At 61.1% G+C, this 26457-nt stretch carries 24 protein-coding genes and 3 pseudogenes; 19 read left to right on the forward strand and 8 right to left on the reverse strand.

Annotation, left to right across the window (positions count from 1 at the left end; translation table 11 throughout):
- Window positions 1-113 precede the first annotated feature (113 nt).
- Window positions 114-499, forward strand: a pseudogene (locus tag AB4N76_RS12055) (DUF6124 family protein).
- Window positions 500-649: 150 nt separating this feature from the next.
- Here the strand turns inward: AB4N76_RS12055 and AB4N76_RS12060 are convergent.
- The 6 genes and pseudogenes from AB4N76_RS12060 to pilG form a co-directional block, all read right to left on the reverse strand.
- A complete protein-coding gene (locus AB4N76_RS12060; protein ID WP_046029767.1) occupies window positions 650-1120 on the reverse strand; it encodes a chemotaxis protein CheW in 471 nt (156 codons plus the stop codon).
- Window positions 1113-7029, reverse strand: a pseudogene (locus AB4N76_RS12065) (Hpt domain-containing protein). Before AB4N76_RS12065 ends, AB4N76_RS12060 begins: the two are co-directional and overlap by 8 nt.
- A gap of 49 nt (window positions 7030-7078) precedes the next feature.
- On the reverse strand, window positions 7079-9136 hold the full coding sequence (locus AB4N76_RS12070; protein ID WP_046029762.1) for a methyl-accepting chemotaxis protein: 2058 nt from the start codon (window positions 9134-9136) through the stop codon (window positions 7079-7081).
- Between the two features lie 137 nt (window positions 9137-9273).
- The gene (locus AB4N76_RS12075; RefSeq protein WP_460164486.1) at window positions 9274-9807 is read right to left on the reverse strand and encodes a chemotaxis protein CheW; all 534 of its coding nucleotides are present in this window, start codon (window positions 9805-9807) and stop codon (window positions 9274-9276) included.
- A 10-nt stretch (window positions 9808-9817) separates the two neighbouring features.
- A complete protein-coding gene (gene pilH / locus AB4N76_RS12080; RefSeq protein WP_008068134.1) occupies window positions 9818-10183 on the reverse strand; it encodes a twitching motility response regulator PilH in 366 nt (121 codons plus the stop codon).
- Window positions 10184-10240: 57 nt separating this feature from the next.
- Complete coding sequence (pilG, locus tag AB4N76_RS12085; protein WP_027926573.1) at window positions 10241-10645, reverse strand: twitching motility response regulator PilG; 405 nt, start codon at window positions 10643-10645, stop codon at window positions 10241-10243.
- A 223-nt stretch (window positions 10646-10868) separates the two neighbouring features.
- Between pilG and gshB the strand changes: the two genes are divergently transcribed.
- The 7 genes from gshB to AB4N76_RS12120 all read left to right on the forward strand — a co-directional run bounded on the left by gshB (window position 10869) and on the right by AB4N76_RS12120 (window position 16892).
- On the forward strand, window positions 10869-11822 hold the full coding sequence (gene gshB / locus AB4N76_RS12090; RefSeq protein ID WP_046029757.1) for a glutathione synthase: 954 nt from the start codon (window positions 10869-10871) through the stop codon (window positions 11820-11822).
- Window positions 11823-11899: 77 nt separating this feature from the next.
- Window positions 11900-12799, forward strand: coding sequence for an energy transducer TonB (locus AB4N76_RS12095; protein WP_077431107.1), 900 nt, complete (start codon window positions 11900-11902; stop codon window positions 12797-12799).
- Window positions 12800-12991: 192 nt separating this feature from the next.
- Window positions 12992-13564 carry a YqgE/AlgH family protein gene (locus tag AB4N76_RS12100; protein ID WP_046029751.1) on the forward strand — a complete coding sequence of 191 codons (573 nt, stop codon included), beginning with the start codon at window positions 12992-12994 and terminating at the stop codon, window positions 13562-13564.
- Entirely contained in the window at window positions 13564-14001 is a 438-nt protein-coding gene (gene ruvX / locus AB4N76_RS12105) for a Holliday junction resolvase RuvX (protein WP_003195067.1), read from the forward strand. The genes AB4N76_RS12100 and ruvX overlap by 1 nt, the downstream gene beginning before the upstream one ends.
- A gap of 88 nt (window positions 14002-14089) precedes the next feature.
- On the forward strand, window positions 14090-14593 hold the full coding sequence (gene pyrR, locus AB4N76_RS12110) for a bifunctional pyr operon transcriptional regulator/uracil phosphoribosyltransferase PyrR (RefSeq protein ID WP_046029746.1): 504 nt from the start codon (window positions 14090-14092) through the stop codon (window positions 14591-14593).
- Between the two features lie 26 nt (window positions 14594-14619).
- Window positions 14620-15624 (forward strand): aspartate carbamoyltransferase catalytic subunit, encoded by a 1005-nt coding sequence (locus AB4N76_RS12115; protein WP_046029744.1) that lies wholly within the window; start codon window positions 14620-14622, stop codon window positions 15622-15624.
- The gene (locus tag AB4N76_RS12120) at window positions 15621-16892 is read left to right on the forward strand and encodes a dihydroorotase (protein ID WP_460164487.1); all 1272 of its coding nucleotides are present in this window, start codon (window positions 15621-15623) and stop codon (window positions 16890-16892) included. Before AB4N76_RS12115 ends, AB4N76_RS12120 begins: the two co-directional genes overlap by 4 nt.
- 112 nt (window positions 16893-17004) lie before the next feature.
- Here AB4N76_RS12120 and AB4N76_RS12125 read toward each other — a convergent pair whose 3' ends face one another.
- On the reverse strand, window positions 17005-17433 hold the full coding sequence (locus AB4N76_RS12125) for an NINE protein (RefSeq protein WP_077431105.1): 429 nt from the start codon (window positions 17431-17433) through the stop codon (window positions 17005-17007).
- A 250-nt stretch (window positions 17434-17683) separates the two neighbouring features.
- On the opposite strand from AB4N76_RS12125, the gene AB4N76_RS12130 reads away from it, so the two are divergent.
- Window positions 17684-18304, forward strand: a complete 621-nt coding sequence (locus AB4N76_RS12130) for a C40 family peptidase (protein ID WP_046029741.1) — start codon at window positions 17684-17686, stop codon at window positions 18302-18304.
- Between the two features lie 65 nt (window positions 18305-18369).
- Here the strand turns inward: AB4N76_RS12130 and AB4N76_RS12135 are convergent, their stop codons facing one another.
- A complete protein-coding gene (locus tag AB4N76_RS12135; RefSeq protein ID WP_046029740.1) occupies window positions 18370-19404 on the reverse strand; it encodes a type IV pilus twitching motility protein PilT in 1035 nt (344 codons plus the stop codon).
- A gap of 57 nt (window positions 19405-19461) precedes the next feature.
- Between AB4N76_RS12135 and AB4N76_RS12140 the strand changes: the two genes are divergently transcribed.
- The 10 genes and pseudogenes from AB4N76_RS12140 to AB4N76_RS12185 all read left to right on the forward strand — a co-directional run bounded on the left by AB4N76_RS12140 (window position 19462) and on the right by AB4N76_RS12185 (window position 26452).
- Window positions 19462-20148: a YggS family pyridoxal phosphate-dependent enzyme gene (locus tag AB4N76_RS12140; RefSeq protein WP_046029739.1), complete on the forward strand. Its 687-nt coding sequence runs from the start codon at window positions 19462-19464 to the stop codon at window positions 20146-20148.
- Window positions 20149-20184: 36 nt separating this feature from the next.
- Window positions 20185-21003, forward strand: a complete 819-nt coding sequence (gene proC, locus AB4N76_RS12145; protein WP_460164488.1) for a pyrroline-5-carboxylate reductase — start codon at window positions 20185-20187, stop codon at window positions 21001-21003.
- 24 nt (window positions 21004-21027) lie between these two features.
- Window positions 21028-21615, forward strand: coding sequence for a YggT family protein (locus tag AB4N76_RS12150; protein ID WP_046029737.1), 588 nt, complete (start codon window positions 21028-21030; stop codon window positions 21613-21615).
- Window positions 21615-21905 (forward strand): DUF167 domain-containing protein, encoded by a 291-nt coding sequence (locus AB4N76_RS12155; RefSeq protein WP_109785627.1) that lies wholly within the window; start codon window positions 21615-21617, stop codon window positions 21903-21905. Before AB4N76_RS12150 ends, AB4N76_RS12155 begins: the two co-directional genes overlap by 1 nt.
- 178 nt (window positions 21906-22083) lie before the next feature.
- Window positions 22084-23222 (forward strand): annotated as a pseudogene (gene metX, locus AB4N76_RS12160) (homoserine O-succinyltransferase MetX).
- Window positions 23223-23229: 7 nt separating this feature from the next.
- The gene (gene metW / locus AB4N76_RS12165) at window positions 23230-23850 is read left to right on the forward strand and encodes a methionine biosynthesis protein MetW (protein WP_046029734.1); all 621 of its coding nucleotides are present in this window, start codon (window positions 23230-23232) and stop codon (window positions 23848-23850) included.
- A 26-nt stretch (window positions 23851-23876) separates the two neighbouring features.
- Window positions 23877-24311, forward strand: coding sequence for a DUF4426 domain-containing protein (locus tag AB4N76_RS12170; RefSeq protein ID WP_046029733.1), 435 nt, complete (start codon window positions 23877-23879; stop codon window positions 24309-24311).
- Window positions 24308-24904, forward strand: a complete 597-nt coding sequence (gene rdgB, locus AB4N76_RS12175; protein ID WP_109785630.1) for an RdgB/HAM1 family non-canonical purine NTP pyrophosphatase — start codon at window positions 24308-24310, stop codon at window positions 24902-24904. The genes AB4N76_RS12170 and rdgB overlap by 4 nt, the downstream gene beginning before the upstream one ends.
- Window positions 24901-26106, forward strand: coding sequence for a radical SAM family heme chaperone HemW (gene hemW, locus AB4N76_RS12180; RefSeq protein ID WP_046029730.1), 1206 nt, complete (start codon window positions 24901-24903; stop codon window positions 26104-26106). Before rdgB ends, hemW begins: the two co-directional genes overlap by 4 nt.
- Before the next feature lie 22 nt (window positions 26107-26128).
- Window positions 26129-26452 carry a DUF3392 domain-containing protein gene (locus tag AB4N76_RS12185; protein WP_046029728.1) on the forward strand — a complete coding sequence of 108 codons (324 nt, stop codon included), beginning with the start codon at window positions 26129-26131 and terminating at the stop codon, window positions 26450-26452.
- The last annotated feature ends 5 nt before the right edge of the window (window positions 26453-26457 follow it).

Below are 26457 nucleotides of genomic sequence, written 5' to 3' on the forward strand. Positions count from 1 at the left end.
GAGACCTTCGGGTCTACCGGGTTTTCTCCACCTCGGGTTCCAGCCCGCGTACAGCTGCCACCCCTTCGGCTGGAACCGAGGGAGCAGCTGAAAATCATTACTGGAGATTCACTATGTTTAAAGCCACTCCCAATCCCCCAGAAACCGATACCGATTCCGACGACCCCCTCGAAGCCGAAAAGCTCAAGGAAGCCGCCGACCGCGCCTTCGCCCATTACTTCCCCCTGCTCGCGACAAACCATCGAGACGCCGTAACAAATCCCGGCTCTTCACGGTATGCCCCGACATCGACGCCGAAGCCCTGCTGGCCAATGCCTCCGAAGACATGCTGTCGATCAGCGCGATTGCGGCTGATCTGGCGGACGATGTGGAAGGCTCTCGCCGCTCGGTCGCCTTGGCGATCAGCCGAATGGCGGATGGGGTGCAGTTGTTGGTGGAGCGGGCGTTGGATCATTACGAGGTGTTGCAAATGCAGATGCGGGCTCAGGCCAAGGTTTAGCAGTGAGGTATTCGGTAAATTGACGGCCTATATCGCGGGCAAGCCCGCTCCCACAGTGTCCGTGACTTGCTCAAATCCTGAGTCATCCACAATACCTGTGGGAGCGGGCTTGCCCGCGATGAGGCCGGCGAAATCACCACAATATCCAGATCAGTTGGCTAAACCAGCCGTAACCAACAACTCCTCCAGCGCCAGCAAGTCCGGCACCTTGGCCACTTGCTCGCCCACCTGCACCGCCGCTTGCTCCAGCGAACACAACGGCACATCGACATAGCTCAACTGACTGTCGAGCTTGTACGAGCGAGGAATCCCCTGCACCAGCAACGCAATGAACTTCAACGCTGGCCGCCCGCCCAGCGCGTTGAGAATCACGATGCGCACCCGCTCGCCGATGACGACTTTATCGCCACACGCCGATTCAAAACTGAGCAGCGGAATTTGCCGGTCCCGCCACTTCACCAGCCCCAGGTACCACGGCGGCGTATCCAGATCGAACGCCCCCGGTTGATAGTCGATCAGCTCCGCCACCGCGACATTGGGCACGATCAGATTGCGGTCGGCCAAGGGCAGCAACAGGCCGGTGAGGTTGTTGGTGCGCTGGTAAAAATGGTCATCAAGCATGGGATTTGCTCCACAGGGCGATGCTTTCGAGCAGCACCGATTCCTGGTACGGCTTGCCAAGGTAATCGTTGACGCCGATTGCCATCGCGCGGTCGCGGTGTTTCTGCCCGGTGCGTGAGGTGATCATGATGATCGGCAGGTGCTGCAAACGCTCATCGGCGCGCACCTGGGTCGCGACTTCGAAACCGTCCATGCGCGGCATCTCGATGTCCAGCAGCATCACGTCCGGCATGTGCTCTTCGAGCAGCAGCATGGCGTCGACCCCGTCCTTGGCGGTCAGCACGTTCATGCCGTGGCGTTCGAGCAATCGGCTGGTGACCTTGCGCACAGTCACCGAGTCATCGACCACCAGCACCAGCAGCGGTTTTTGTGGCTCGGCCTCTGCGTCCTGAATAAGCGTCGGGGGCGGCACATGCGCCTGCATCGCCCGGATCGGCGCCAGCAAATCAACGATCAGCACCACCCGGCCATCGCCCAGGATCGTCGCGCCGGACAAACCCTGCACCGCTGCAAACTGCGGGCCGAGGCTTTTCACCACGATCTCGCGCGTGCCGGCCATGGAATCGACCTGCACGGCAATGTGCCGGTCGTTGCATTGCACCAGCAACACCGGCAATGGCAGGCTTTGGCCCAGTAATTTCGGGCGGGTGCTGGTTTTCAGCAGCTCGCCCAGGTAGCACAGCTCATAGTGTTGCCCGGCGTATTTGTACCTTGGCGGATCGAGCCGGTAATGCCCTTCCAGTTCGTTGGGCAACACACGGACGATGCCGTCGATGGTGTTCAGCGGGATCGCGTATTGATCCTCAAGGCACTGCACCATCAGCGCGCGGTTGACCGACACGGTGAACGGCAGGCGAATCCGGAAATGCACGCCCCGCCCCGGCACAGAGTCGATGACCATCGTGCCACCGAGCTGTCGAACTTCTTCGTGGACCACGTCCATGCCGACGCCGCGCCCTGAAATCTGGGTGATCTTCTCGGCCGTGGAAAACCCCGGCTGAAGGATGAACTGCAACACGTCGCGGTCACTGATATCCGCATCTTCGGCCAGCAAACCGCGCTTGATCGCCTTGCGTCGCACCGCGTCAAGCGGCACGCCGGCTCCGTCGTCGCGGATGTCGAAAATCATGTCGCCACCCTCGCGAGACAAGTCCAGGGTGATCCGCCCCTGCGCCGGTTTGCCGGCCGCGACGCGCACCTCGGCCGATTCCAGGCCATGGTCCACGGCGTTGCGCAGCATGTGCTCCAGCGGCGCGGCCATGCGTTCGAGCACGTTGCGGTCCATCTCGCCTTCAGCATTGCCGACAATGAATTCCACATCCTTGCCCAGCTCACTGGAGACCTGTCGAACGATGCGCTTCAAACGCGGCAGCATCCGCTCGAACGGCACCATGCGCGTGCGCATCAGGCCTTCTTGCAACTCGGTATTGATGCGGCCCTGTTGCTGCAGCAGGTTTTCCGCGTCCTGATTGCGCCGGTCGAGGGTTTCCTTGAGGTCCAGCAAGTCAGAGGCCGATTCGAACAGCGCCCGCGACAGTTGCTGCAATTGCGAGTGTCGGTCCATTTCCAGCGGGTCGAATTCTTCGTAGCCCAGGCGTTCGGCGTCGACTTGCTGACGGCTGAGAATCCGCCCCTGGGTTTCGGTATCGAGCCGGCGCAATTGGTCGCGCATCCGCTCGATGGTGGTTTCCATCTCGCTCAGGGTGACCCGCGCATCGTTGACCTGCTGTTCGATACGGCCGCGGAAGATCGAGGTTTCACCGGCCAGGTTGACCAGGTCGTCGAGCAGCTCCGCCGAGACCTTGACCATGTCGGCACCGGCGTCGGCTTGTGCCACAGGTGTCTCGGGCTTGGCCACGGCAGGTGTCGCCACGGTCGATGGGACCTTGGCCGGCTGGATCACGGCCGGGTGGCTGAAATTCTTGATGGCATCGATCAGTCGATCAGCCGGCGGCAACGGCTGACCGGCACGAGTGGCATCCAGCATCTGCGCCAGCCGATCGTGGCTGCTTTGCAACAACGTGAACAACGCCGCGCTCGGTTGCAACGCGCCCGCCGACAGGCTTTCGTAGAGAAACTCCAGCTCATGGGCAAGGTCGCCGATGGGGGCGATTTCCACCATGCGCGCGCCGCCCTTGAGCGTGTGCAAGTCTCGTAGCAGGGTTTCTATTTCTTGTCGGCTCGACGGCTCGGCTTGCCAACGCACAAGCGCGGCGCCGGAGTTTTCGATGATGTCGAAACCTTCTTCGAGGAAGATCTCCAGCAACTCGGGATCATGGCCCGGCGAATCGTTGGCCGGTGTGGGCTCGGCCACTTCGGCGGCGCTGGCATTGCCTTGACGAAAGGCGCGAATCGCCTCGATCAACTCGCTCGGGGTCCCCAGCGATTGCTGATTCTGCAACTGTTCAAGTAGCAGGGCGAGGCGGTCATGGCTCTTTTGCAGCAACTGCGCCAGGGTTTCACTGTGGTTGTAACGGCGGTCCACCAAGCCTTCGTAAAGGCTTTCCAGTTCATGGGCCAAATCGCCGACCGGCTCGACTTCGGCCATCCGCGCACCGCCCTTGAGCGTGTGCAAATCGCGCTGCAAGGACGACAACGGGGCGGCGTTGTCCGGGTCACGCAACCAGCGTTGCAGGGCCTGACCAGCACTTTCGAGGATGTCCATTGCTTCTTCGAGGAAGATGGAAACGATTTCGTCGTCGAACTCCACCGGGGTCGCCGTTTGCTCAAGTTCGGCGGTGGCGCTGCCCAGTTCGCGAATGCTCAGGGTGCGGCTGCCGTCACTGCGAATCAGGCCCATGGACGATGGGTCGAGGCTTTCATCGAGCAACTCGCGCAACGCCCGGATGCGTTCCGGCTGCGGGCTGACTTCCTGGCCGGCGGCCAGTTCGTCGAGCATGTTGATCAGCGCTTCGTGAGCACTTTGCGCTTCATGGAAAAACCGCTCGCTGACCGCCAGGCTGCTCTCTTCCACCGCGCCATACAGGTCGAGCAAGGCTTCGCAGAGTGCGTCCACCGGGTGCAGATCGGCGAGGTGCGCGCCCTCGCCGAGCGTGGTCAGTTCATCCAGCAACGCGGTCAATTCCTGACGTTCGCCGGGATGCTGTTGCCAGCGCTGCAACAAGCTTTCGGCGTCCAGCAGGATGTCCATGCCCTGGGCCAGGAAGTTGTTGATCAACTGCGGGTCGCGCTTGGTTCGCAGCGCGGTATCGGGCGTGCTCAACAGCGTTTGCAGACGCTCGGCGAGTAATGACTGGGTGCGTTCGATCAATGAGCCGGCACCGCGAATCGGCGCCAGCGGATCGGTCGTGAGCTGGCGCAAGCCGAGCCGGAACAAGCCTTCGGCTTCCAGCAACAGTTCGACTTCGTCCAGGTCCAGCGCTATCAGATGCGCCTTGTACTCACGGGCCAGTTGATCCAGTGGCGTCGCCAGCTCGGCGATCGGCAAGACGCCGGCCATCGAGGCACTGCCCTTGAGCGTGTGCAACGCTCGCTGCAATTCGTCGCTGGCCTGAAGCGGCACATGCTCGGCAGCCTGATCAAGGAAGCGATTGAGGCTGGCCAGGTGGGTTTCGGCTTCTTTGCGGAAGATCTCCAGCAACAGCGGATCAAGGGCCGCCACGTCCTGGGTATCTTCATCGCAGGCAGGTGCATCGCCTTTGGCGAGGGCATGGGCGCGCGCGGCCAACTGGTCGACATCGTTGCGCTGACGCTGGACATTGCCGGCGTACTCGGTCACCAGTTCCGGCAGTAAATTCAGGGCATCGGCAAGCAGTTGTTGCACGGCGGCCCCCGGCGCGACGTTGTCCTCCAGCACACGGTTGAGCAGGTTTTCCACCGCCCATGCCAGCTCGCCCAGCACCAACGCGCGGACCATCCGGCCGCTGCCTTTCAAGGTGTGGAAGGCTCGGCGCAATTCGCTCAAGGCACACTTGTCGTCGGGGTTGGACGTCCAGCGCGGCAAGTATTCCTGGAGGATATCCAGGACCTCATCGGTCTCTTCGAGGAAGACTTCGCGCAACTCTTCGTCGACCGGTTCCTCACCGGCGGGCGGCGGCAACAGGCTGCCTGGGGTGGTCAGCGCGGGCGGATTGACGGAGGACACCGGGCTGGCCAGCACATCGGCCAGCGTCTGCACGATCTCGGGGTCATCGAGCACCTGCATCTGCTGCATGACCTGGGCTTCACTCGGGCTGAGCACATCGTCGAGCATCGGTACTTGCAGTTCGCTGGGGAAAACCCCGAGCGACGCCAGGCTTTTTTCAGCGACATCGAGCAGTTGTTCGCCCGGTGCTTCGGGATCGTCGCCGAGGCGTTCCAGGTAATACTCGATGCTGGTCACCACATCGGCCAGGCTGTCCAGTTCCTGCCAATCGGGCTGGTCCGGCTCCAGCAGCAAATGGTCGCGAATGAAGTGATTGCAGGTTTCGACCAGGCTCGCCGCCCGGCTCAACGGGATCATCGACAACGCGCCGCGCACTTGCGTCAGCAACGCCGGCAGCGCCTGCAGTTGCTGGCGATCCCAGTCGGCGTCGATGTAGTCGACGATCATGTCCTTGGCTTGTTGCAGGCAGATGCGCGCTTCGCGGATGACGATCTGGTGAATCTGAGTCAGGTCGGTGGTCGGCAGGCGGCTTTCTTCCTGGCTCTCGGGCTCCACGGTGCCGACCATGCCGGCCAGGGTGGCTTCGACGTAGAGCAAGGCGCCCGCGACGTCCATGAGGATGGCGTCGTTGGGTTCGCGCTGGCCCTGAACCAGGCTGAGTACCACCGCCAGTTGATCGATGATGACTTTGCGCGGCTGCCCAAACCCCAGCACCGCCAGGGTGTCGGCGATCTGGCGCAGTGGCGCCAGCAGGCTGTCGAGGTCCGAGGTGTGCTGACGGTCGCTGCGCACGAACAGGTCCAGGCGCTCCTTGACCCGCACCAGTTCTTCGCAGAGCGCGGCCAGCACCGAACGCATGGCATCGCGGTCGGGACCGGCCAGGCGTGCGCGTTCTTCATCGACCATCGCGCTGTCGGGCAACGCGTCGTCCAGTGAGTAGCGATCTTTCATGGTCAGCATCTGCCCGGTAGGAAGTTCGGCCTTGGCAATGTAGAACAGCAAACTCTTGAGCAGCTCGGGCGGTGCCGGCTGATTGATCCCGCGGATGCCTTGTTCGAGCAAACGCTTGAGTTCTTTGTCGGCGTCCTTGAACAGGCTGCGCAGCGCCGGGCTGTTGGCGATCACGTCTGTGCGCATGCCTTCGACCAGTGCCGAGGCGACTTGCCACAGCGGGCTCAGGGGGCGCATCAGCGCATATCCCTTCAAGGCGTGAAAAAACCTTGGCCAGATAATTAAAATGGGTGTCGTCATCCTGTTCTCGCAGCAACCCGACCAGTGCCATTTGCAGCATCTGGCGCAGTTTGCGCAGCACATTGGCGAAGTCCGCAGGCTCCAGCAGGGCCAGCGACGCTTCGTCCAACGGTGGCAAGTCCACCAGTTGCGGGCTGAACAGGCTGGTTTCCGACAGCAAGGTTTCACCCCGGGCGCTGCGCAAATCGTTAATCAGCGGCAACACCACCAAGGGCAGGTCACGGCGCGCCCCTTGTATGCGGTCGAGGTAAATCGGCAGTTGCCCGAGGGCTTGCATCAACAGGTGCAGCGCTTCATCACGATGGCTGACGCGGTGCTGCAGCAAGGCGCTGGCCAGCTGTTCCATTTCTTCGGCGAGCAGGGCCGCGCCGTAGAACTCGACCATCTGCAAACTGCCGTGAACCTGATGGATGTACGCCAGGCAATCGCTCAAGGCGTGCAGCGCCTGCGGGTCATCAAGCAACGTTTCGATTGCTTGATGGGCCTGCTTCAGCGTTTCGGCAATCTCGCCTTTGACCCACTCGAGGGCCACATAGTCGTGCCGATCACCCATAACCACTCCAGTCCCTACGCCTTTCAAAAATCATACGCCTGTGGCCGGTTCAAGCCTTGTCCGCCGCCTGCGCCTTGGCGGCCGGCAAGGTGAAACCGGACACCGAACGCCGCAGCTGACTGGCCATTTTAGCCAGGTTGCCGATGCTCTCGGCAGTGGCGGTGGAACCGGACGAGGTCTGCGAGGTGATCTGTTGAATCACGTTCATCGTCAGGGAAATCTGCCCGGCCGAAGACGTTTGTTGCTGCGCAGCATTGGAAATACTCTGGATCAACGCCGCGAGGGTCTTCGATACGCCTTCGATTTCTTCCAGGGCCACACCGGCATCCTGCGCCAGACGCGCTCCCCGCACCACTTCGGTGGTGGTCTGCTCCATGGAAATGACCGCTTCGTTGGTGTCCGTCTGGATCGCCCGCACCAGGGTTTCGATTTGCCGGGTCGCGGCGGATGAACGCTCGGCCAGGCGCTGGACTTCGTCGGCCACCACGGCAAAACCGCGCCCGGCGTCACCGGCCATCGATGCCTGGATCGCCGCGTTGAGCGCAAGTATGTTGGTCTGGTCGGCAATGTCATCGATCAGGCTGACAATGTCGCCAATTTCCTGGGAGGACTCGCCCAGACGCTTGATGCGCTTGGCGGTGTCCTGAATCTGCTCGCGAATGTTGTCCATGCCGTGGATGGTGTTGTGCACCACTTCGTTGCCCTTGTTGGCAATTTCCACCGAACGCTCGGCCACCGCTGACGACTCGGCGGCATTGGCCGAGACCTGATCGATGGACTGGGCCATGTCGTTGATCGCCGTCGAGGCTTCGGAGATCTGCTGCGCCTGATGCTCCGAGGCTTGTGCCAGGTGCATGGCGGTGGCCTGGGTTTCCTGCACGGCGGCGGCCACCTGGCCGGCAGTGAGGTTGATGGTCGCCACCAGGTCGCGCAATTGGTCCACGGAATAGTTGATCGAGTCGGCGATGGTCCCGGTGAAGTCTTCGGTCACCGAGGCGGTGACGGTCAAGTCGCCGTCGGCCAGGTCTTCGATTTCGTCCAGCAGCCGCATGATCGCGCTCTGGTTACGTTCGTTCTTTTCGGCGGTTTCCCGAAGCTGACGATTGGTTTCGCGCACCATCACCATCCCGATCAGGATGATCGACATCAGCGCCAGCAGGCCCAGCACGTAACCGCCGATGGTGTCGGTATTGCGCCCGCCAGCAAGGTTCTCGAACCCGGTGGCCAAGTGCGAGGCTTCATCGAGCAAGGTTTGCGACAGGGTAAATATATTGGTGGCCGACTCGCGGACCTTGAACAATTCGGGGGAGGTTTCGAGGATTTCATCCACCGAGCCCGAGACGAATTCAAACAGCTCGGAAATCTCGCTCAAGCGAGCGCGAGCATCGCGGTCCTCGACCTGGCTGATTCTCAGCGCCACATTGCCCTGAAGCATGCCGTTGAGCACCTGGCCGAAACGCGCGGCATCGCGGCCGAAGGCGTCGGCGGCCTGCTGCGAGTTTTCGTCGCCGGACAGCACGGTGTTCACCGCGCCCAAAATGCGCTCGGCCAGCAGCGATTGGCGCTGGGCCATCGCCACCTGCGCGGCCGGTGCGCCGCGTTGCAGGAGGATTTCGACGACTTTCTCGTACTCGACCTGCAACTGCGGCACGGTTTCGGCCAGGGTCGCCGCGACCTGATGCAGCGACAGCACCGTCTGCTCGCTGGAGAGGATGGCGTCGGTGTTTTTCAGCAAGCGTTCCCAATCGAGCTGCACGGCGCGCATTTCCGGGCGTACGGTGGACGGCGCTGGCGGCAGGCCGGTGGCCGGGTCGCCCTTCTTCAGGTATCCCCAACGCAGGGCAAAGTCGTTGCGCGCATCACTGAGCAACTTGAACGCGGCCGCTTTGCCAGCGGCAGCTTCGGTGGCATTTTTGGCGATGCGCTGGGACAGCACCCGCAGCTCGCCGGCGTGGCCGATGTACTGTTTGTCGTACGTGGCTTGGGTATTGAGGTAAGCGAAATTGGCGAACAGCAGCATGATGAACACGATCAGCGCGATAAACAGCACGATGATCTGCGAACGACTGCGCGATCCTTCTGGCTTGCCTGTTTGTGCTTTTGTCATCGGTCCTCGCCTGTCCTGCCCAATTCACTACTCGCCCTTGTAGGAGCAAGGCTTGCCCGCGATGGCATCACCCCGGTCCAAAGTGAGACCGCGCCGTCTGCATCGCGGGCAAGCCCGGCTCCTACAGGGTCCGGGGATTACACCGCTACATGCATAAAGCTTTGTGACTGCGCCAGCGCAAACGGGCTGAACACCTGCCAGGCCTGCTCTCGCTGAAACCGGCCTTTGACGAAGCCCGACATTGGCCCGTTCAAATGATCTACCGGCTGCAGGCTGTCCTGGGCAAAGTGCTGCAAGCCGAAGACTTCGTCGACCAGCAACCCGGCAAAAATTTCGTTATGTTCCACCACCAACACGCGCCGCTGCTTGCGCACAGCCGAGGCTTCGTGGCCAAAAAAACCACCCAGGTCCATGATCGGCAGCAATCGCCCACGCAAGTTGGCCACCCCTTTGACCCAGGGTTTGACGCCCGGCAATTGGGTGAAGCGCGGTTCATGCAGGACTTCGCTGACTTCGCCCATCGGCGCGACGTACCAGTCCTCGCCCAAGCGGAAACCAATGCCGCTCCAGCTGTCCTGTCGGGTCGGCTGGGACGGCAAATCCGCCGCCAGCAGACGACAGCGCTGATCGATCTGCAGCAGCAGCTCGAAAGCCGTCAGCGATTCAGTCATGGGCGGACGTTCAACCGGCCAGCACGTTGTTCAGGGTTTTGATCAGGGTTTCTTCGTCGACCGGTTTGGTCAGGTAATCCTTGGCCCCCTGGCGCGTGCCCCAGACCTTGTCGGTTTCCTGATCCTTGGTGGTGATGATGATCACCGGGATGTGCCCGGTTTCCGGGTCTTTGGTCAGCTGGCGAGTCGCCTGGAAGCCGTTGAGGCCAGGCATGACGATGTCCATCAGCACCGCGTCGGGTTTTTCCTGGCGGGCCAGGGCCACGCCGTCGGCGCCGTTTTCGGCTTTCAACACTTCGTGACCGTGCTTTTCCAGCATGCCGGTCAGTTTGTACATTTCGGTCGGCGAATCATCGACGATCAGAATACGAGCCATGGTCTTCCCCATTCTTGTCGACGCCGGGCCCGCTGGCCGAGCGTCACTGTGCGTGTCCTACTGCGGCAAAACGGCGGCGAAGCCCGGAACATGGGCCTGGATCGCGTTCAGCAGTTCTTCCTTGCTGAAAGGCTTGGTCAAAAACTGGTCGGAGCCAACGATGCGCCCCTTGGCCTTGTCGAACAGCCCGTCCTTGGACGACAGCATAATCACTGGCGTGGACTTGAACGCACTATTGTTCTTGATTAAAGCGCAGGTCTGATAGCCATCCAGACGCGGCATCATGATGTCGACAAAGATGATGCCGGGATGGTTATCGGCAATCTTGGCCAGCGCATCGAAACCGTCGATGGCCGTAATGACTTCACAACCCACATTCTTCAACAGCGTTTCGGCGGTGCGACGAATCGTCTTCGAATCGTCGATCACCATGACCTTCAAGGCGCTGGAATGCTGATCCATAAATGCTCTACCGTCGCCTTTGCGAAACAAATTGTCCGTTTGCGCTCGAAACCCTTGATACTCAAGGGCCAGCATGACATGGCAGCCTTTTTAGCACAGTCTCCAAAACCAATCTATCGGCCGACTTGCACGATGGTTTTTCCTTGACCGGGAACACACTCAGCGCCACTCTGACGCCACTTTTTCATGTCCATTCGGACCACCCAAATTCGAGGAAAAACCCATGAGCGTTCGCGTCGGGATTGTCATGGACCCCATTGCCAGCATCTCCTATAAAAAGGATAGCTCGCTGGCCATGCTGCTGGCCGCGCAGAAGCGCGGCTGGGAACTGTTCTATATGGAACAGCGCGATTTGTACCAGGGCGAAGGCCAGGCCCGTGCGCGGATGCGTCCGCTGCAAGTGTTCGCCAACCCGGAAAAATGGTTCGAACTGGGCGCCGAGAGCGATGCGCCGCTCAGCGATCTGAACGTGATCCTGATGCGCAAGGATCCACCGTTCGACATGGAGTTCGTTTACTCCACCTATTTGCTGGAACAAGCCGAAAGCGCCGGCGTGCTGGTGGTCAACAAGCCGCAGAGCCTGCGTGACTGCAACGAAAAACTGTTCGCCACGTTGTTTCCGCAGTGCACACCACCGACCGTGGTCAGCCGTCGCGCCGATGTGTTGCGTGAATTCGCCGCCAAGCACGGCGACGTGATCCTCAAGCCGCTGGACGGCATGGGTGGCACGTCGATCTTCCGTCATCGCGCTGGCGATCCGAACCTGTCGGTGATCCTGGAAACCCTGACGGCGCTGGGCGCCCAGCAGATCATGGGCCAGGCGTACCTGCCGGCGATCAAGGACGGCGACAAACGCATCCTGATGATCGACGGCGAGCCGGTGGATTACTGCCTGGCGCGCATTCCGGCCGCCGGAGAAACCCGTGGGAACCTGGCCGCCGGTGGTCGTGGCGAAGCCCGTCCATTGACCGAGAAGGATCGCTGGATCGCGGCACAAGTGGGCCCTACCCTGCGTGAAAAAGGTCTTTTGTTTGTTGGCCTGGACGTGATCGGTGAGCACCTGACCGAAATCAACGTCACCAGCCCGACCTGCATCCGCGAAATCGATAACGCCTTTGGCACCGACATCGGCGGCCTGCTGATGGATGCCATCGATCAGAAGCTCAAGGCTCGTTGATATAGAACAGCCAAGCAATCACCAACATTGCGTTATCATGCGCGGCCTGTGAAAAACGCGATGTTGGTTTTCTTGCCATGACCCTCCCGTCCGATCTGCCTGCTGAACTCGCCCATCGTGGCGTGCGCCCGGCCGATCGCCTCGGTTTTACCCTGTTTCTCGCGGCGTTGATTCACCTGGCCTTGCTGTTGGGCGTCGGCTTTACGATGGTCGAACCCAAAACCATCAGCAAAACCCTGGAAATCACCCTCGCCACCTTCAAAAGCGAAAAGAAGCCCGAAAAAGCCGATTTCCTCGCCCAGGAAAATCAGCAAGGCAGCGGCACCCTGGATAAAAAAGCGATTCCCAAGACCACCGAGGTCGCGCCGTTCCAGGACAACAAAGTGCAGAAAGTCACGCCACCGCCCGCCGCCAAGCCTGAAGTACAGGAAGCAGCGCCCAAGGCAGCCGTGACTACCGTCGCACCCCAACCTAAAAAAGCGCCGGCCAAGAACGAAGAGGTCAAGCCACAGGCCAAGCCTGCCGTGGCCGCGCCGACGTTTGACAGTGCCCAGCTGTCCAGCGACATCGCCAGCCTCGAAGCGGAACTGGCCAATGAACAACAGCTGTACGCCAAGCGCCCGCGCATTCACCGCTTGAGCGCGGCTTCGACCATGCGCGACAAAGGCGCCTGGTATAAGGACGAATGGCGCAAGAAGGTCGAGCGCATCGGCAACCTCAATTACCCCGACGAAGCCCGACGCAAGCAGATTTACGGCAATTTGCGCTTGATGGTTTCGATCAACCGGGACGGCTCGTTGTATGAAGTGCTGGTGCTGGAGTCGTCCGGGCAGCCGCTGCTGGATCAGGCGGCACAGCGGATCGTGCGGCTCGCGGCCCCGTTTGCGCCGTTTACCGGGGATCTGTCGGACATCGACCGGCTGGAAATCATCCGCACCTGGAAATTTGCCCGCGGCGACCGCCTCTCGAGCAATTGAACACTGCATATCCCCCTGTGGGAGCGGGCTTGCCCGCGAAGAGGTCGGCACATTCAGCATAAATGTCGACCGACCTGACGCCTTCGCGGGCAGGCCCGCTCCCACAATGATCTCTGTTGCCGGGGAAAATCGGGGCATTTCCCGTGCATCCCCAGCTTGTCAGTTCGCCCCTCCAACGCCACACTAGCGCTCATGAAGAATGTCAGCCCCAGCTACCTCAAGCATCACTTCCTGATCGCCATGCCTCACATGGCCGACCCGAACTTTGCGCACACCTTGACCTACATCGTCGAGCACACGGCCAATGGTGCCATGGGGCTGGTGATCAACCGCCCGCAAGACCTGAACCTGGCCGAGATCCTTGAGCAACTGCGCCCGGACATCGAGCCCCCACCGCTGTGTCGGCATGTGCCGATTTTCATCGGCGGCCCGGTGCAGACGGATCGCGGTTTTGTCCTGCACCCCAAAGGGCAGAGTTATCAGGCGACCGTTGATCTGGAAGGCGATCTGTCCCTGTCCACCTCTCAAGACGTACTGTTTGCCATTGCCGACGGTGTCGGCCCGGCGAAAAGCCTGATTGCCCTCGGCTACGCCGGTTGGGAAGCCGGGCAGCTGGACGCCGAACTGGCTCAGAACGCCTGGCTGACCTGCCCGTTCGACGCCGACATCCTGTTCAACACCAGCAGCGAATTGCGTCTGGAAGCGGCGGCCAAGCATCTGGGCGTCAACCTCAGCCTGCTCACCAGCCAGGCGGGGCACGCCTGATGGCCCTGCGCCTGATATTGGGTTTCGACTACGGCACCAAACAGATCGGCGTCGCGGTCGGCCAGGTGATTACCGGCCAGGCCCGCGAGTTGTGTACGTTGAAAGCGCAGAACGGCGTTCCGGACTGGAATCAGGTCGAAGCCCTGATCAAAGAATGGAAACCCGACGCAGTGGTGGTGGGCCTGCCCTTGAACATGGATGGCACCCCAAGCGACATGTGCCTGCGCGCGGAAAAATTCGCCCGCCGTCTCAACGGCCGCTACAACCTGCCTTTCTATACCCACGATGAACGCCTGACCACGTTTGAAGCCAAAGGCGAACGACGTGATCGTGGCGGGCAAAAAGGCAGTTACCGCGACAACCCGGTGGACGCCATCGCCGCCGCCCTGCTGCTGCAAGGCTGGCTCGACGAAAACACCGCATTGTTCGAATCCTGAAGAGGCGCAGCAAGCGTCTCTACTTAGCGACAACCCGAGCCAGGCGTCACACCCGCAGAACCCGGCTCGGGCCCAAGAAGGAGCAACCATGAGCCTGCCCAATCCCGCCGAACTGATCAGCCAGATGGCGATCCGTCTCAAGGCACACCTGGAACACCGTGGCATCAGCGAACCGCGTTATATCGGTATCCGTACCGGCGGCGTCTGGGTCGCCCAGGCGTTGCTCGAAGAACTGGGCAGCGATTCGCCGCTCGGTACGCTGGACGTGTCCTTCTACCGCGACGACTTCAGCCAGAACGGCCTGCACCCACAGGTTCGCCCGTCGGCACTGCCATTCGAGATCGAAGGCCAGCATCTGGTGCTGATCGACGACGTGCTCATGAGCGGCCGGACCATCCGCGCCGCCATGAACGAACTCTTCGACTACGGCCGCCCGGCCAGCGTAACGCTGGTCTGCCTGCTGGACCTGGACGCCAGCGAACTGCCAATCCGCCCGAACGTGGTTGGCGCGACGCTGTCGCTGGCCGCCCATGAACGAGTGAAGCTTTCCGGCCCCGAACTCAAGCTTGAACTGCAAGACCTCGCCCTTTAATCCGCCCTATTGAGAGTCCCCTCGCGATGACGCCTCTAGATACCAAGCGCCCGCTGCAGCTCAATGATCAGGGCCAGCTGCGCCACTTCCTCTCCCTCGACGGTTTGCGCCGCGAGCTGCTGACGGAAATCCTCGACACCGCTGACTCGTTCCTCGAAGTCGGCGCCCGGGCCGTGAAGAAAGTCCCGTTGCTGCGCGGCAAGACCGTGTGCAACGTGTTCTTCGAAAACTCGACCCGCACTCGCACCACCTTCGAACTGGCGGCCCAGCGGCTGTCGGCGGACGTGATCACCCTGAACGTGTCGACCTCGTCGGCGAGCAAGGGCGAAACCCTGCTCGACACCCTGCGCAACCTGGAGGCCATGGCCGCCGACATGTTCGTCGTGCGCCACGGCGACTCCGGCGCCGCGCACTTCATCGCCGAGCATGTGTGCCCGCAAGTGGCAATCATCAACGGCGGCGACGGCCGTCACGCGCACCCGACGCAGGGCATGCTCGACATGCTCACCATCCGCCGGCACAAGGGTGGTTTTGAAAATCTCTCGGTGGCCATCGTCGGCGACATCCTGCACTCGCGGGTGGCGCGCTCGAACATGCTGGCCCTGAAAACCCTGGGTTGCCCGGACATCCGCGTGATCGCGCCGAAAACCCTGCTGCCCATCGGCATCGAGCAATACGGCGTGAAGGTTTACACCGACATGACCGAAGGCCTGAAAGACGTCGACGTGGTGATCATGCTGCGCCTGCAGCGCGAGCGCATGGCCGGCGGCCTGCTGCCGAGCGAAGGCGAGTTCTACCGCCTGTTCGGCCTGACCACCGCACGCCTGGCCGGCGCTAAACCCGACTGCATCGTCATGCACCCGGGGCCGATCAACCGTGGGGTGGAAATCGAGTCGGCGGTGGCCGACGGCCCGCACTCGGTGATCCTCAACCAGGTCACCTACGGTATTGCGATTCGTATGGCCGTGCTGTCCATGGCCATGAGCGGGCAGACTGCGCAACGTCAATTCGAGCAGGAGAACGCCCAGTGAAGCTCAGTATTCTCGGCGCCCGCGTGATCGATCCAGCCACGGGGCTGGATCAAGTAACCGATATCCACATTGAAGCCTGCAAAGTCGTCGCCCTTGGCGCTGCGCCAGCCGGTTTTGTCGCCGTCGACACAATCGACGCCCATGGCCTCGTGGCTGCTCCCGGCCTGGTTGACCTGAACGTCGCCCTGCGCGAGCCGGGTTACAGCCGCAAAGGCTCGATCATCAGCGAAACCCGCGCCGCCGCCGCCGGTGGCGTCACCAGCCTGTGCTGCCCGCCGAAAACCAAACCGGTGCTGGACACTTCGGCCGTGGCCGAACTGATCCTCGACCGCGCGCGTGAAGCCGGCAACACCAAAGTGTTCCCGATTGGCGCCCTGAGCAAAGGCCTGGACGGCGAACAGCTTGCCGAGCTCGTTGCGCTGCGCGATGCCGGTTGCGTGGCCTTCGGCAATGGCCTGGAGAGCTTTCGCAATACCCGCACCCTGTGCCGGGCGCTGGAATACGCGGCGACATTCGACCTGACGGTGATTTTCAATTCCCAGGACCATGATCTGGCCGAAGGTGGCCTGGCCCATGAAGGCCCTACCGCCAGTTTCCTCGGCTTGCCGGGCATACCGGAAACCGCGGAGACCGTGGCCCTGGCCCGCGATCTGCTGTTGGTCGAGCAGAGCGGCGTGCGCGCGCACTTCAGCCAGCTCACCAGCGCTCGCGGCGTTGCCTTGATCGCCCAGGCCCAGGCCCGCGGGCTGCCGGTGACCGCCGATGTCGCCCTGTATCAGCTGATTCTGACGGATGAAGCCTTGATCGACTTCAGCAGCCTCTATCATGTCCAGCCACCGCTACGTACCCGCGCCGACCGCGATGGCCTGCGTGAGGCGGTGAAATCGGGTGTAATCTCGGCCATTTCCAGCCATCACCAGCCACACGAGCTGGACGCCAAACTGGCGCCGTTCGGCGCCACGGAGCCGGGCATCAGCAGTGTTGAATTGCTGCTGCCGTTGGCGATGACGCTGGTGGAAGATGGTTTGCTCGACCTGTCGACGTTACTGGCGCGTTTGAGCACCGGCCCGGCCGAGGCCTTGCGCTTGCCGGCAGGTCGTTTGGCGGTCGGCGGGCCGGCGGACATCGTGCTGTTCGACCCGACAGCGTCGACGGTGGCGGGTGAAACCTGGTTGTCCAAGGGTGAAAACTGCCCGTTTATTGGGCATACCCTGCCGGGTGTAGTGCGCTACACACTGGTGGATGGGCGGATTAGCCACCAGGCTTAAGGCCGCGTCGTTCCAATCGCGGGCAAGCCCGCTCCCACAGGGTTATTGGCTGGTCGCAAAATTTGTGTCCACACAAAACCACTGTGGGAGCGGGCTTGCCCGCGATGGCGTCTTAGAAAGCGCTCTTATTCTGGGCGTTTCGCAGCGAAACCTGGTCATTCAGTGTCCAGAAGTCATACAGCACCCCCACAAAGAACAACCCGCCCGTCACCAGGTACAGCAAGCCGCTGATCCACTTCCCCTGATACATCCGGTGCACGCCGAACACCCCTAGAAACGTCAGCAGAATCCACGCCACGTTGTACTCGATAGGCCCAGCGGTGAACCGAAGGTCAGCTTCACGGTCCATAGCCGGGATCAGAAATACGTCGATCAGCCAGCCAATCCCCAGCAAACCAAAGGTGAAGAACCAGATCGTCCCGGTCACAGGCTTGCCGTAATAGAAGCGGTGGGCCCCGGTAAAACCAAAAATCCACAGCAGATACCCGATCACTTTACTGTGAGTATCCTGATGCGCGGCCGACTGTTGATAGCTGTTCATGAATGACCTCGATTCACACGATAGAGAAATATTCTTTAAATCTTTGTGACTTTTTTACAGGTAGCCGACGTATGGCAAATGCTACCGTGGGTCCCGTCAAAGCCTTATAGCACCTGACTTCTGTCCGACAATTGCGTCAATCTGCCGCTTGTTTGGTTCAAATGGCCACCAGGTTGAATCGACCAACGGCCTCGGAAGGGTAAAAAAAGCTGTTATAAAGTTGCGCGTTCACCCATTCGAGCCCTGCCTAATGCGTCCATTTTTCAAGACATGGCTAACCATTTGCCTTTTGATGCCACTGGCCGCCCACGCCACCAATCGTGAGCAACGTCTTCCAAACGTTAATGGTTACACCCCAAAATCCCATGCTTCTGCTCCTTCGAACAAAAGCAAACAAACTGCAAAACTGTCGAGCGAACCGAGCAACGCCAACAGCAAACTTGTACCGCCGATGGCGAGCAAGGAAAGCAGCAATGTGCTGAGCCGCGCCGTCAACGTCCTCGGTACTCCCTACCGTTGGGGCGGCAGTAGCCCAAGTAAAGGGTTCGATTGCAGTGGCCTGGTGAAATACGCGTTCAACGACGCTACGTTTGACCTGCCGCGCACTTCCAATGCCATGGCCAGCGGTCATGGCGAGAAAGTCGATCGCGACGAACTGAAGCCCGGCGACCTGATTTTCTTCAACATCAAAAGCCGTCGAGTCAATCACGTTGCCATCTACCTGGGCAATGACCGCTTCATCCACGCGCCCCGCCGTGGCAAGTCGGTGAGCATCGATACGCTGAAGAAACCGTACTGGGAAAAACACTACGTGGTTGCCAAGCGGGTTCTGCCAAAAGAACCGAATCAGATGCGCGTCGTACAGCGCTGATGAAATCCCGGGCCTGACCCGGGATGATCACTCCCACGCTCTGCGTGGGAGTGATCACCTCCTCCTCAGAAGTTATCCGGCGACCGTGCCTTGTCCCGCGCATGCTCGCGACTGATCAAGCCCTTGGTCACCAACTCCTTCAAGCACATATCCAGCGTCTGCATCCCCAGCGATCCTCCCGTCTGAATCGATGAGTACATCTGCGCCACCTTGTCCTCGCGGATCAGGTTACGGATTGCCGACGTGCCCAACATGATCTCGTGCGCCGCAATCCGCCCGCCGCCGATCTTCTTCACCAGTGTCTGCGACACCACCGCCAGCAACGATTCCGACAGCATCGACCGCACCATCGACTTCTCATCCCCCGGGAACACATCCACCACCCGGTCGATGGTTTTCGCCGCTGACGTGGTGTGCAGCGTGCCAAACACCAGATGCCCGGTCTCGGCAGCGGTCAGCGCCAGGCGAATGGTCTCCAGGTCCCGCATCTCCCCCACCAGAATCACGTCCGGGTCTTCGCGCAGGGCCGAGCGCAGGGCCGTGGCAAAGCTGCGCGTATCGCGATGCACCTCGCGCTGGTTGATCAGGCATTTGCGCGATTCGTGGACAAACTCGATCGGGTCTTCGATGGTGAGGATGTGGTGATGGCGATGGCTGTTCAGGTAGTCGATCATCGCCGCCAACGTGGTGGACTTGCCGGAACCGGTCGGCCCGGTGACCAGCACCAGCCCGCGCGGCGCATCGGTGATCTTGCGAAACACCTCGCCCATGCCGAGGTCGTCCATGCTCAGGACCTTCGATGGAATGGTCCTGAACACCGCCCCGGCGCCCCGGTTCTGGTTAAACGCATTCACCCGAAAACGCGCCACACCGGGCACTTCGAAGGAAAAATCAGTTTCCAGGTGTTTCTCGAAGTCCACCCGCTGGGTGTCGTTCATGATGTCGTGGATCAGCTCCTGAACCTGTTTGTGATCCAGGGCCGGCAGGTTGATGCGCCGCACATCGCCGTCGACACGGATCATCGGGGGCAGGCCAGCTGACAAGTGCAGGTCGGATGCGCCCTGTTTAGCGCTGAAAGCCAGCAGCTCAGTGATATCCATAGCGCTCCTCAATTCCAGTAGAATGCCGCGAACCTTCAGACCGCTGGCGCACATTGAATGTCCACGATAGCAGACAACATTGCTCAGGTTAGTTCACGCATCCGCGCCGCCGCCCTGGCTGCCGGGCGCGATGAGCACAGCGTTCAACTGCTGGCCGTGAGCAAGACCAAACCCGCCGAAGCCGTGCGTGAAGCCTATGCCGCCGGCCTGCGCGACGTTGGCGAGAACTACCTGCAGGAAGCCCTGGGCAAACAGCTCGAACTGGCCGACCTGCCCTTGATCTGGCACTTCATCGGCCCCATTCAATCGAACAAGACTCGCGCTATCGCCGAGCACTTCGACTGGGTGCACTCCGTGGATCGCTTGAAAATCGCACAACGCCTGTCCGAACAACGCCCTGCCGATTTGCCGCCACTGAACATCTGCATCCAGGTCAACGTCAGCGGTGAAGCCAGCAAATCCGGCTGCACCCCGGCCGACCTGCCGGCCTTGGCCAATGCCATCAACGCCTTGCCTCGCATAAAGCTGCGCGGGCTGATGGCAATTCCCGAGCCGACTGAAGATCGCGCCGCCCAGGATGCCGCTTTTGCTGCCGTGCAGCACTTGCAAGCCAGCCTGAACCTGCCGCTCGACACACTTTCCATGGGCATGAGCCACGACCTTGAGTCGGCCATTGCCATGGGCGCCACCTGGGTCCGCGTTGGTACGGCCCTGTTCGGCGCCCGCGACTACGGCCAGCCTTGAAACCCTGGCTGACACCACTCTTTATAAGGACCTGACATGAGCAAAACCCGTATTGCCTTTATCGGTGCCGGCAACATGGCCGCCAGCCTGATCGGCGGCCTGCGCGCCAAAGGTCTGGACGCTGCGCAGATCCGCGCCAGCGATCCCGGTGCCGAAACCCGCGCCAAGGTCGCTGCCGAACACGGCATCGAAGTATTCGCCGACAATGCCGACGCCATTCAAGACGCCGACGTGATCGTCCTGGCGGTCAAACCCCAGGCGATGAAAGCCGTGTGCGAAGCGATTCGCCCAAGCCTGAAGCCCAATCAACTGGTGGTGTCGATTGCCGCTGGCATCACCTGCGCCAGCATGAACAACTGGCTCGGTGCCCAGCCAATCGTGCGCTGCATGCCTAATACCCCGGCGCTGCTGCGTCAGGGCGTGAGTGGTTTGTTCGCCACGGCCCAAGTGAACGCTGATCAACGCCAGCAAGCGCAAGAACTGCTGTCGGCTGTCGGCATTGCACTGTGGCTCAACGAAGAACAGCAACTGGACGCCGTCACTGCGGTGTCCGGCTCCGGCCCGGCGTACTTTTTCCTGCTGATCGAAGCCATGACCGCCGCGGGCGTGAAGCTAGGCCTGCCAGCAGACATCGCCGCACAACTCACCCTGCAAACCGCGCTGGGCGCCGCGCACATGGCGGTCGCCAGCGATGTCGATGCCGCCGAACTGCGTCGTCGTGTAACGTCGCCTGCGGGCACCACGGAAGCTGCGATCAAGTCGTTCCAGGCCGGCGGCTTCGAAGCCCTGGTCGAAACGGCACTCGGCGCCGCCGCGCATCGCTCGGCCGAAATGGCTGAGCAACTTGGTCGCTAATCAGCTCTTACAAAGGATTCAATAATGCTAGGACTCAATGACGCTGCCGTTTTCATCATTAAAACCTTGGGCAGCCTGTACCTGCTGATCGTGCTGCTGCGCTTCATCCTGCAACTGGTCCGGGCGAATTTTTACAACCCGCTCTGCCAGTTCATCGTCAAAGCCACCCAACCGCTGCTCAAGCCACTGCGCCGGGTGATCCCGAGCATGTTCGGGCTGGACATGTCGTCGCTGGTGCTGGCGCTGATCCTGCAGATGCTGCTGATGGCGGTCATCCTCACGCTCAAAGGCTTCGACGTTGACTGGCTGCTGTTGGTGCCATGGTCGATCATTGCGCTGTTCTCGCTGTTCTTGAATGTGCTGTTCTACGCCATGATCATCAGCGTGATTCTGTCCTGGGTCGCCCCGGGCAGCCACAATCCGGGGGCGGAGTTGGTCGGCCAGATCACTGAGCCGGTACTCGCGCCGTTCCGCCGCATCATTCCGAACCTGGGCGGCCTCGATATTTCGCCGATCTTCGCGTTCATCGCGATCCAGCTGCTGCAAAGCTGGCTGATCCCGCGCCTTGCGTTCTATGCGTTCATGCCGCAGGGCCTGCTTGGCCTGATCTGATGAGCTACTACCGCTGGGACGGTGACGACCTGATTCTGGAGTGTCACCTGCAACCGGCCGCCCGCAGCGATGATTTCTGCGGGCTGCATGGGGATCGCCTGAAAATCCGCCTGACCGCACCACCGGTCGAAGGCAAGGCAAATGCTTACCTGATGGCGTTTCTGGCCAAGGCGTTTGGGGTCTCCAAGAGCCAGGTGAGTTTGATCAGCGGTGAGCTGAACCGGCAGAAACGGGTGCGGATTTGTTCGCCGAAGAAGCTGCCGGAGTTGCCCGGATTGGCCCGACCTTGATCGTTCCCACGCTCCGCGTGGGAATGCAGCCTGTGACGCTCCGCGTCACCGCCGAAGCAGACGCGGAGCGTCCATTGAGGCATTCCCACGCAGAGCGTGGGAACGATCATGGGTAGTCGCTTGCTGCTAGGGGCAGCGGTCTTTAGACTTACGCCTCATTTCAACGAGAGCAGGGTCGATGCCAACTGCCTTTCCCCCGATTCTGTTGGTCTGGTGACGCCGCAAGTGGCGCACTTCAGCGAACCCCTGGCCCTGGCCTGCGGGCGTTCGCTTCCAGCCTATGACCTGATCTACGAAACCTATGGCACGCTGAATGCCACGGCGAGCAACGCCGTGCTGATTTGCCATGCGTTGTCCGGTCACCATCACGCTGCCGGTTTTCACAGCCCCGACGACCGTAAACCCGGTTGGTGGGACAGCTGCATCGGGCCTGGCAAGCCGATTGATACCCATAAATTCTTCGTGGTCAGCCTGAACAACCTTGGCGGTTGCAACGGCTCTACCGGCCCGAGCAGCATCAACCCGGACACCGGCAAGCCCTTCGGCGCCGATTTCCCGGTGCTGACCGTGGAAGACTGGGTGCACAGCCAGGCGCGTCTGGCCGACCGCCTCGGCATCGGCCAATGGGCAGCAGTGATCGGTGGCAGCCTTGGCGGCATGCAGGCGATGCAATGGAGCATCACTTATCCCGACCGCATTCGTCACTGCCTGGCCATCGCCTCGGCCCCAAAGCTATCGGCGCAGAACATCGCGTTCAACGAAGTGGCGCGCCAGGCCATCCTCACCGACCCCGAATTCCACGGCGGTTCGTTCCAGGAAGCCGGCGTGATTCCCAAGCGCGGTCTGATGCTGGCCCGGATGGTCGGGCACATCACCTACCTGTCCGATGATTCGATGGGCGAAAAATTCGGCCGTGGCCTGAAAAGCGAAAAGCTCAACTACGATTTTCACAGCGTGGAATTCCAGGTCGAAAGTTACCTGCGCTATCAGGGCGAAGAGTTCTCCGGGCGCTTCGACGCCAACACCTACCTGCTGATGACCAAGGCGCTGGACTACTTCGACCCGGCAGCGAACTTCGATGATGACCTGGCGAAAACCTTCGCCAATGCCCAGGCCAAGTTCTGCGTGATGTCGTTCACCACCGACTGGCGCTTCTCCCCTGCCCGCTCGCGGGAACTGGTGGACGCGCTGATGGCCGCGAAAAAAGACGTCTGCTACCTCGAGATCGACGCCCCGCAAGGCCACGACGCCTTCCTGATTCCGATCCCGCGCTACCTGCAAGCCTTCAGCAACTACATGAACCGCATTTCGCTTTGAGGAAGACATGAGAGCCGATCTGGAAATCATCCAGGAATGGATCCCCGCCGGCAGCCGCGTGCTCGACCTCGGCTGCGGCGATGGCGAACTGCTGACCTGGCTGCGCGACCACAAGCAAGTCACCGGCTATGGCCTGGAAAACGACCCGGACAACATCGCCGAGTGCGTGGCCAAAGGCATCAACGTCATCGAGCAGGACCTGGACAAGGGCCTGGGCAACTTTGCCAGCAACAGCTTCGACATCGTGGTCATGACCCAGGCGCTGCAAGCCGTGCATTACCCGGACAAGATCCTCGACGAAATGCTGCGCGTTGGGCGCCAGTGCATCATCACTTTCCCCAACTTCGGTCACTGGCGCTGCCGCTGGTACCTGGCGAGCAAGGGCCGGATGCCGGTCTCCGAGTTTCTGCCGTACACCTGGTACAACACGCCGAACATCCACTTCTGCACCTTCGAAGACTTTGAGGCGTTGTGTCGTGAACGTGAAGCCAAGGTCATTGATCGGCTTGCCGTGGATCAACAGCATCGGCACGGGTGGGCCAGTAAGCTATGGCCTAATCTGTTAGGTGAGATCGGTATTTACCGCGTCAGCAGCCCCGGGCTGCAGGATCACAAGGTCGCTGTCTGAACCACGACATTCCAAGGAGAACGAATATGGGTCGTCTAGCGCTGTTTCTACTCACTGCCTGCCTGAGCGTCACGGCCATGGCCGCGGACGCCATCAAGGGCGATCGCCAGGAAACCTTTGGCGACGTGACGGTGCACTACAACACCTTCAACTCCACATTCCTGACACCGGACATCGCCAAATCGGCGGAGTTGATCCGCAGCAAGAACCAGGGCGTGATCAATGTTGCCGTGATCAAGGAAGGCAAGCCGCTGATGGCTCAGGTGAGCGGCACGGTCAAAGACCTGACCAGCCAGAGCGTGCCCCTGCAATTCAAACAAATCACCGAACAAGGTGCGATCTACTACATCGCGCAATACCCGGTGGATCAGCAGGAAGTCCGCACCTTCGAAATCAAGGTGCAGAACGGTGACAAAATCAACACCATCAATTTCAACCAAGAGCTATTCCCCGGCGAATGATCAACTTCACGCAACTCGTATTGGCCAGCCATAACGCCGGCAAACTCAAGGAACTCCAGGCCATGCTCGGCGACTCGGTGCAACTGCGCTCGATCGGCGAGTTCAGCAGCGTCGAACCTGAAGAAACCGGCCTGTCGTTCGTCGAGAACGCCATCCTCAAGGCCCGCAACGCCGCGCGCATCTCCGGCCTGCCGGCGCTCGCCGACGACTCTGGGCTGGCAGTGGATTTCCTCGGCGGTGCGCCGGGTATCTATTCGGCTCGTTATGCCGATGGCAAGGGCGATGCAGCGAACAACGCCAAGCTGCTCGACGTCTTGAAAGACGTGCCCGAGGCCGAGCGCGGCGCGCAGTTCGTCTGTGTATTGGCACTGGTGCGTCACGCCGATGATCCGTTGCCGATCCTCTGCGAAGGCCTGTGGCACGGGCGCATCCTGACGGCGGCCAGCGGTGAACACGGTTTCGGCTATGACCCGCTGTTCTGGGTGCCGGAGCGCGATTGCTCCAGCGCCGAACTGAGCCCGAGCGACAAGAACCAGATCAGTCACCGCGCCCGTGCAATGGATCTGCTGCGCCAGCGTCTGGGCTTGAAATGACCCGTGAATCATCCGCGTCGCCGCTGATCTTCGGCGGTGACGCCCAATCGCCACGGGCGGCACTGCCCGTGCTGCCGCCCTTGGCGCTGTACATCCACATTCCGTGGTGTGTGCGCAAATGCCCTTATTGCGACTTCAACTCCCATACCGCCAGCCCGGTGCTGCCGGAAGAAGAGTACGTCGATGCGCTGCTGGCTGACCTCGATGAAGACTTGCACGCGGTTTACGGCCGCGAACTGAGTTCGATCTTCTTCGGTGGCGGCACGCCAAGCTTGTTCAGCGCCGAAGCCTTGGGCCGATTGCTCAAAGGCGTGGAACAACGCATCCCGTTTGCGCATGACATCGAAATCACCCTGGAAGCCAATCCGGGAACGTTCGAGCAAGACAAGTTCGTGGCGTACCGGAAACTGGGGATCAATCGCCTGTCGATCGGCATCCAGAGTTTTCAGGAAGAGAAACTCAAGGCCCTGGGGCGGATTCACAACGGCGACGAAGCGGTACGCGCCGCTGGCATGGCCCGTCAGGCCGGGTTCGATAACTTCAACCTGGACTTGATGCACGGCCTGCCCGATCAGTCCCTGGAAGATGCCCTGAACGACCTGCGTACCGCCATCGCCCTGAAACCGACTCATTTATCCTGGTATCAGCTGACGCTGGAGCCGAACACGGTGTTCTGGAACCAGCCACCGACGCTGCCGGAAGACGACACCCTGTGGGACATTCAGGAAGCGGGTCAGGCGCTGCTCGCCGAACACGGTTACGCGCAATACGAAGTGTCGGCGTATGCCCAGCCGGGTCGCCCGGCGCGGCATAACCTCAATTACTGGAGCTTTGGCGACTTCATCGGTATTGGCGCGGGTGCCCACGGCAAGCTCAGCCATCCGGACGGGCGCATCGTGCGCACCTGGAAGACCCGCTTGCCCAAGGATTACCTCAATCCGGCCAAAAGCTTCAAGGCGGGCGAGAAGGCGCTGACCAACGATGAGATGCCGTTCGAGTTCCTGATGAACGCGCTGCGCCTGACCGAGGGCGTCGAATCGCGACTGTATCCGGAGCGCACCGGGCTGAGCCTGGAAAGCCTTGCCGAACACCGTCGCGAAGCCGAACAAAGTGGCTTGTTGCAGGTCGAACCGTCACGTCTGGCGGCCACGACGCGCGGACAACTGTTTCTCAATGACTTGTTGCAGACATTTCTGAGCTGATTTCAGCCTTAAGGGAAAACGAATGGATTTGATACTCGACCTGCTCGCCACCGTGTCCCGCTGGAGCCGCAGCAACCTGTCGGAAATCGCCTTGGCCTTGGTGGGCTGTCTGCTGGTGCTGTTTGGTTCGGACTTCAAAGGTTGGGTCGAGCAACGGCTGGGCAGCATTGCCGGCGCCTTGCGCGTGCCACTGATGGCCCTGCTGTGCATGATCGGCAGCGGCGCCGCGCTGATTTACGCGACGCCATGGATCGTTCGCGGCTTGAGCCAGTTCAACAACTACAGCCTGGCCCCCGTGTTGCTGGTGGTGCTGGTGCTGATTGGTGTCGTGGCTGACCGCCGCTGACGTCA

The sequence above is a fragment of the Pseudomonas sp. S2_F03 genome (assembly GCF_054668335.1).

Bases quoted from the DNA above. Each gene is read 5' to 3' on its own strand.
- pilH (WP_008068134.1), bottom strand. From the start codon at position 10,183: ATGGCTCGTATTCTGATCGTCGATGATTCGCCGACCGAAATGTACAAA.
- pilG (WP_027926573.1), bottom strand. From the start codon at position 10,645: ATGGATCAGCATTCCAGCGCCTTGAAGGTCATGGTGATCGACGATTCG.
- metW (WP_046029734.1), top strand. From the start codon at position 23,230: ATGAGAGCCGATCTGGAAATCATCCAGGAATGGATCCCCGCCGGCAGC.
- AB4N76_RS12150 (WP_046029737.1), top strand. From the start codon at position 21,028: ATGCTAGGACTCAATGACGCTGCCGTTTTCATCATTAAAACCTTGGGC.
- AB4N76_RS12135 (WP_046029740.1), bottom strand. From the start codon at position 19,404: ATGGATATCACTGAGCTGCTGGCTTTCAGCGCTAAACAGGGCGCATCC.
- AB4N76_RS12155 (WP_109785627.1), top strand. From the start codon at position 21,615: ATGAGCTACTACCGCTGGGACGGTGACGACCTGATTCTGGAGTGTCAC.
- proC (WP_460164488.1), top strand. From the start codon at position 20,185: ATGAGCAAAACCCGTATTGCCTTTATCGGTGCCGGCAACATGGCCGCC.
- AB4N76_RS12095 (WP_077431107.1), top strand. From the start codon at position 11,900: ATGACCCTCCCGTCCGATCTGCCTGCTGAACTCGCCCATCGTGGCGTG.
- AB4N76_RS12060 (WP_046029767.1), bottom strand. From the start codon at position 1,120: ATGCTTGATGACCATTTTTACCAGCGCACCAACAACCTCACCGGCCTG.
- AB4N76_RS12075 (WP_460164486.1), bottom strand. From the start codon at position 9,807: ATGACTGAATCGCTGACGGCTTTCGAGCTGCTGCTGCAGATCGATCAG.
- AB4N76_RS12115 (WP_046029744.1), top strand. From the start codon at position 14,620: ATGACGCCTCTAGATACCAAGCGCCCGCTGCAGCTCAATGATCAGGGC.
- AB4N76_RS12185 (WP_046029728.1), top strand. From the start codon at position 26,129: ATGGATTTGATACTCGACCTGCTCGCCACCGTGTCCCGCTGGAGCCGC.
- rdgB (WP_109785630.1), top strand. From the start codon at position 24,308: ATGATCAACTTCACGCAACTCGTATTGGCCAGCCATAACGCCGGCAAA.
- AB4N76_RS12070 (WP_046029762.1), bottom strand. From the start codon at position 9,136: ATGACAAAAGCACAAACAGGCAAGCCAGAAGGATCGCGCAGTCGTTCG.
- ruvX (WP_003195067.1), top strand. From the start codon at position 13,564: ATGGCCCTGCGCCTGATATTGGGTTTCGACTACGGCACCAAACAGATC.
- AB4N76_RS12140 (WP_046029739.1), top strand. From the start codon at position 19,462: ATGTCCACGATAGCAGACAACATTGCTCAGGTTAGTTCACGCATCCGC.
- AB4N76_RS12125 (WP_077431105.1), bottom strand. From the start codon at position 17,433: ATGAACAGCTATCAACAGTCGGCCGCGCATCAGGATACTCACAGTAAA.
- AB4N76_RS12100 (WP_046029751.1), top strand. From the start codon at position 12,992: ATGAAGAATGTCAGCCCCAGCTACCTCAAGCATCACTTCCTGATCGCC.
- pyrR (WP_046029746.1), top strand. From the start codon at position 14,090: ATGAGCCTGCCCAATCCCGCCGAACTGATCAGCCAGATGGCGATCCGT.
- gshB (WP_046029757.1), top strand. From the start codon at position 10,869: ATGAGCGTTCGCGTCGGGATTGTCATGGACCCCATTGCCAGCATCTCC.
- AB4N76_RS12130 (WP_046029741.1), top strand. From the start codon at position 17,684: ATGCGTCCATTTTTCAAGACATGGCTAACCATTTGCCTTTTGATGCCA.
- AB4N76_RS12170 (WP_046029733.1), top strand. From the start codon at position 23,877: ATGGGTCGTCTAGCGCTGTTTCTACTCACTGCCTGCCTGAGCGTCACG.
- hemW (WP_046029730.1), top strand. From the start codon at position 24,901: ATGACCCGTGAATCATCCGCGTCGCCGCTGATCTTCGGCGGTGACGCC.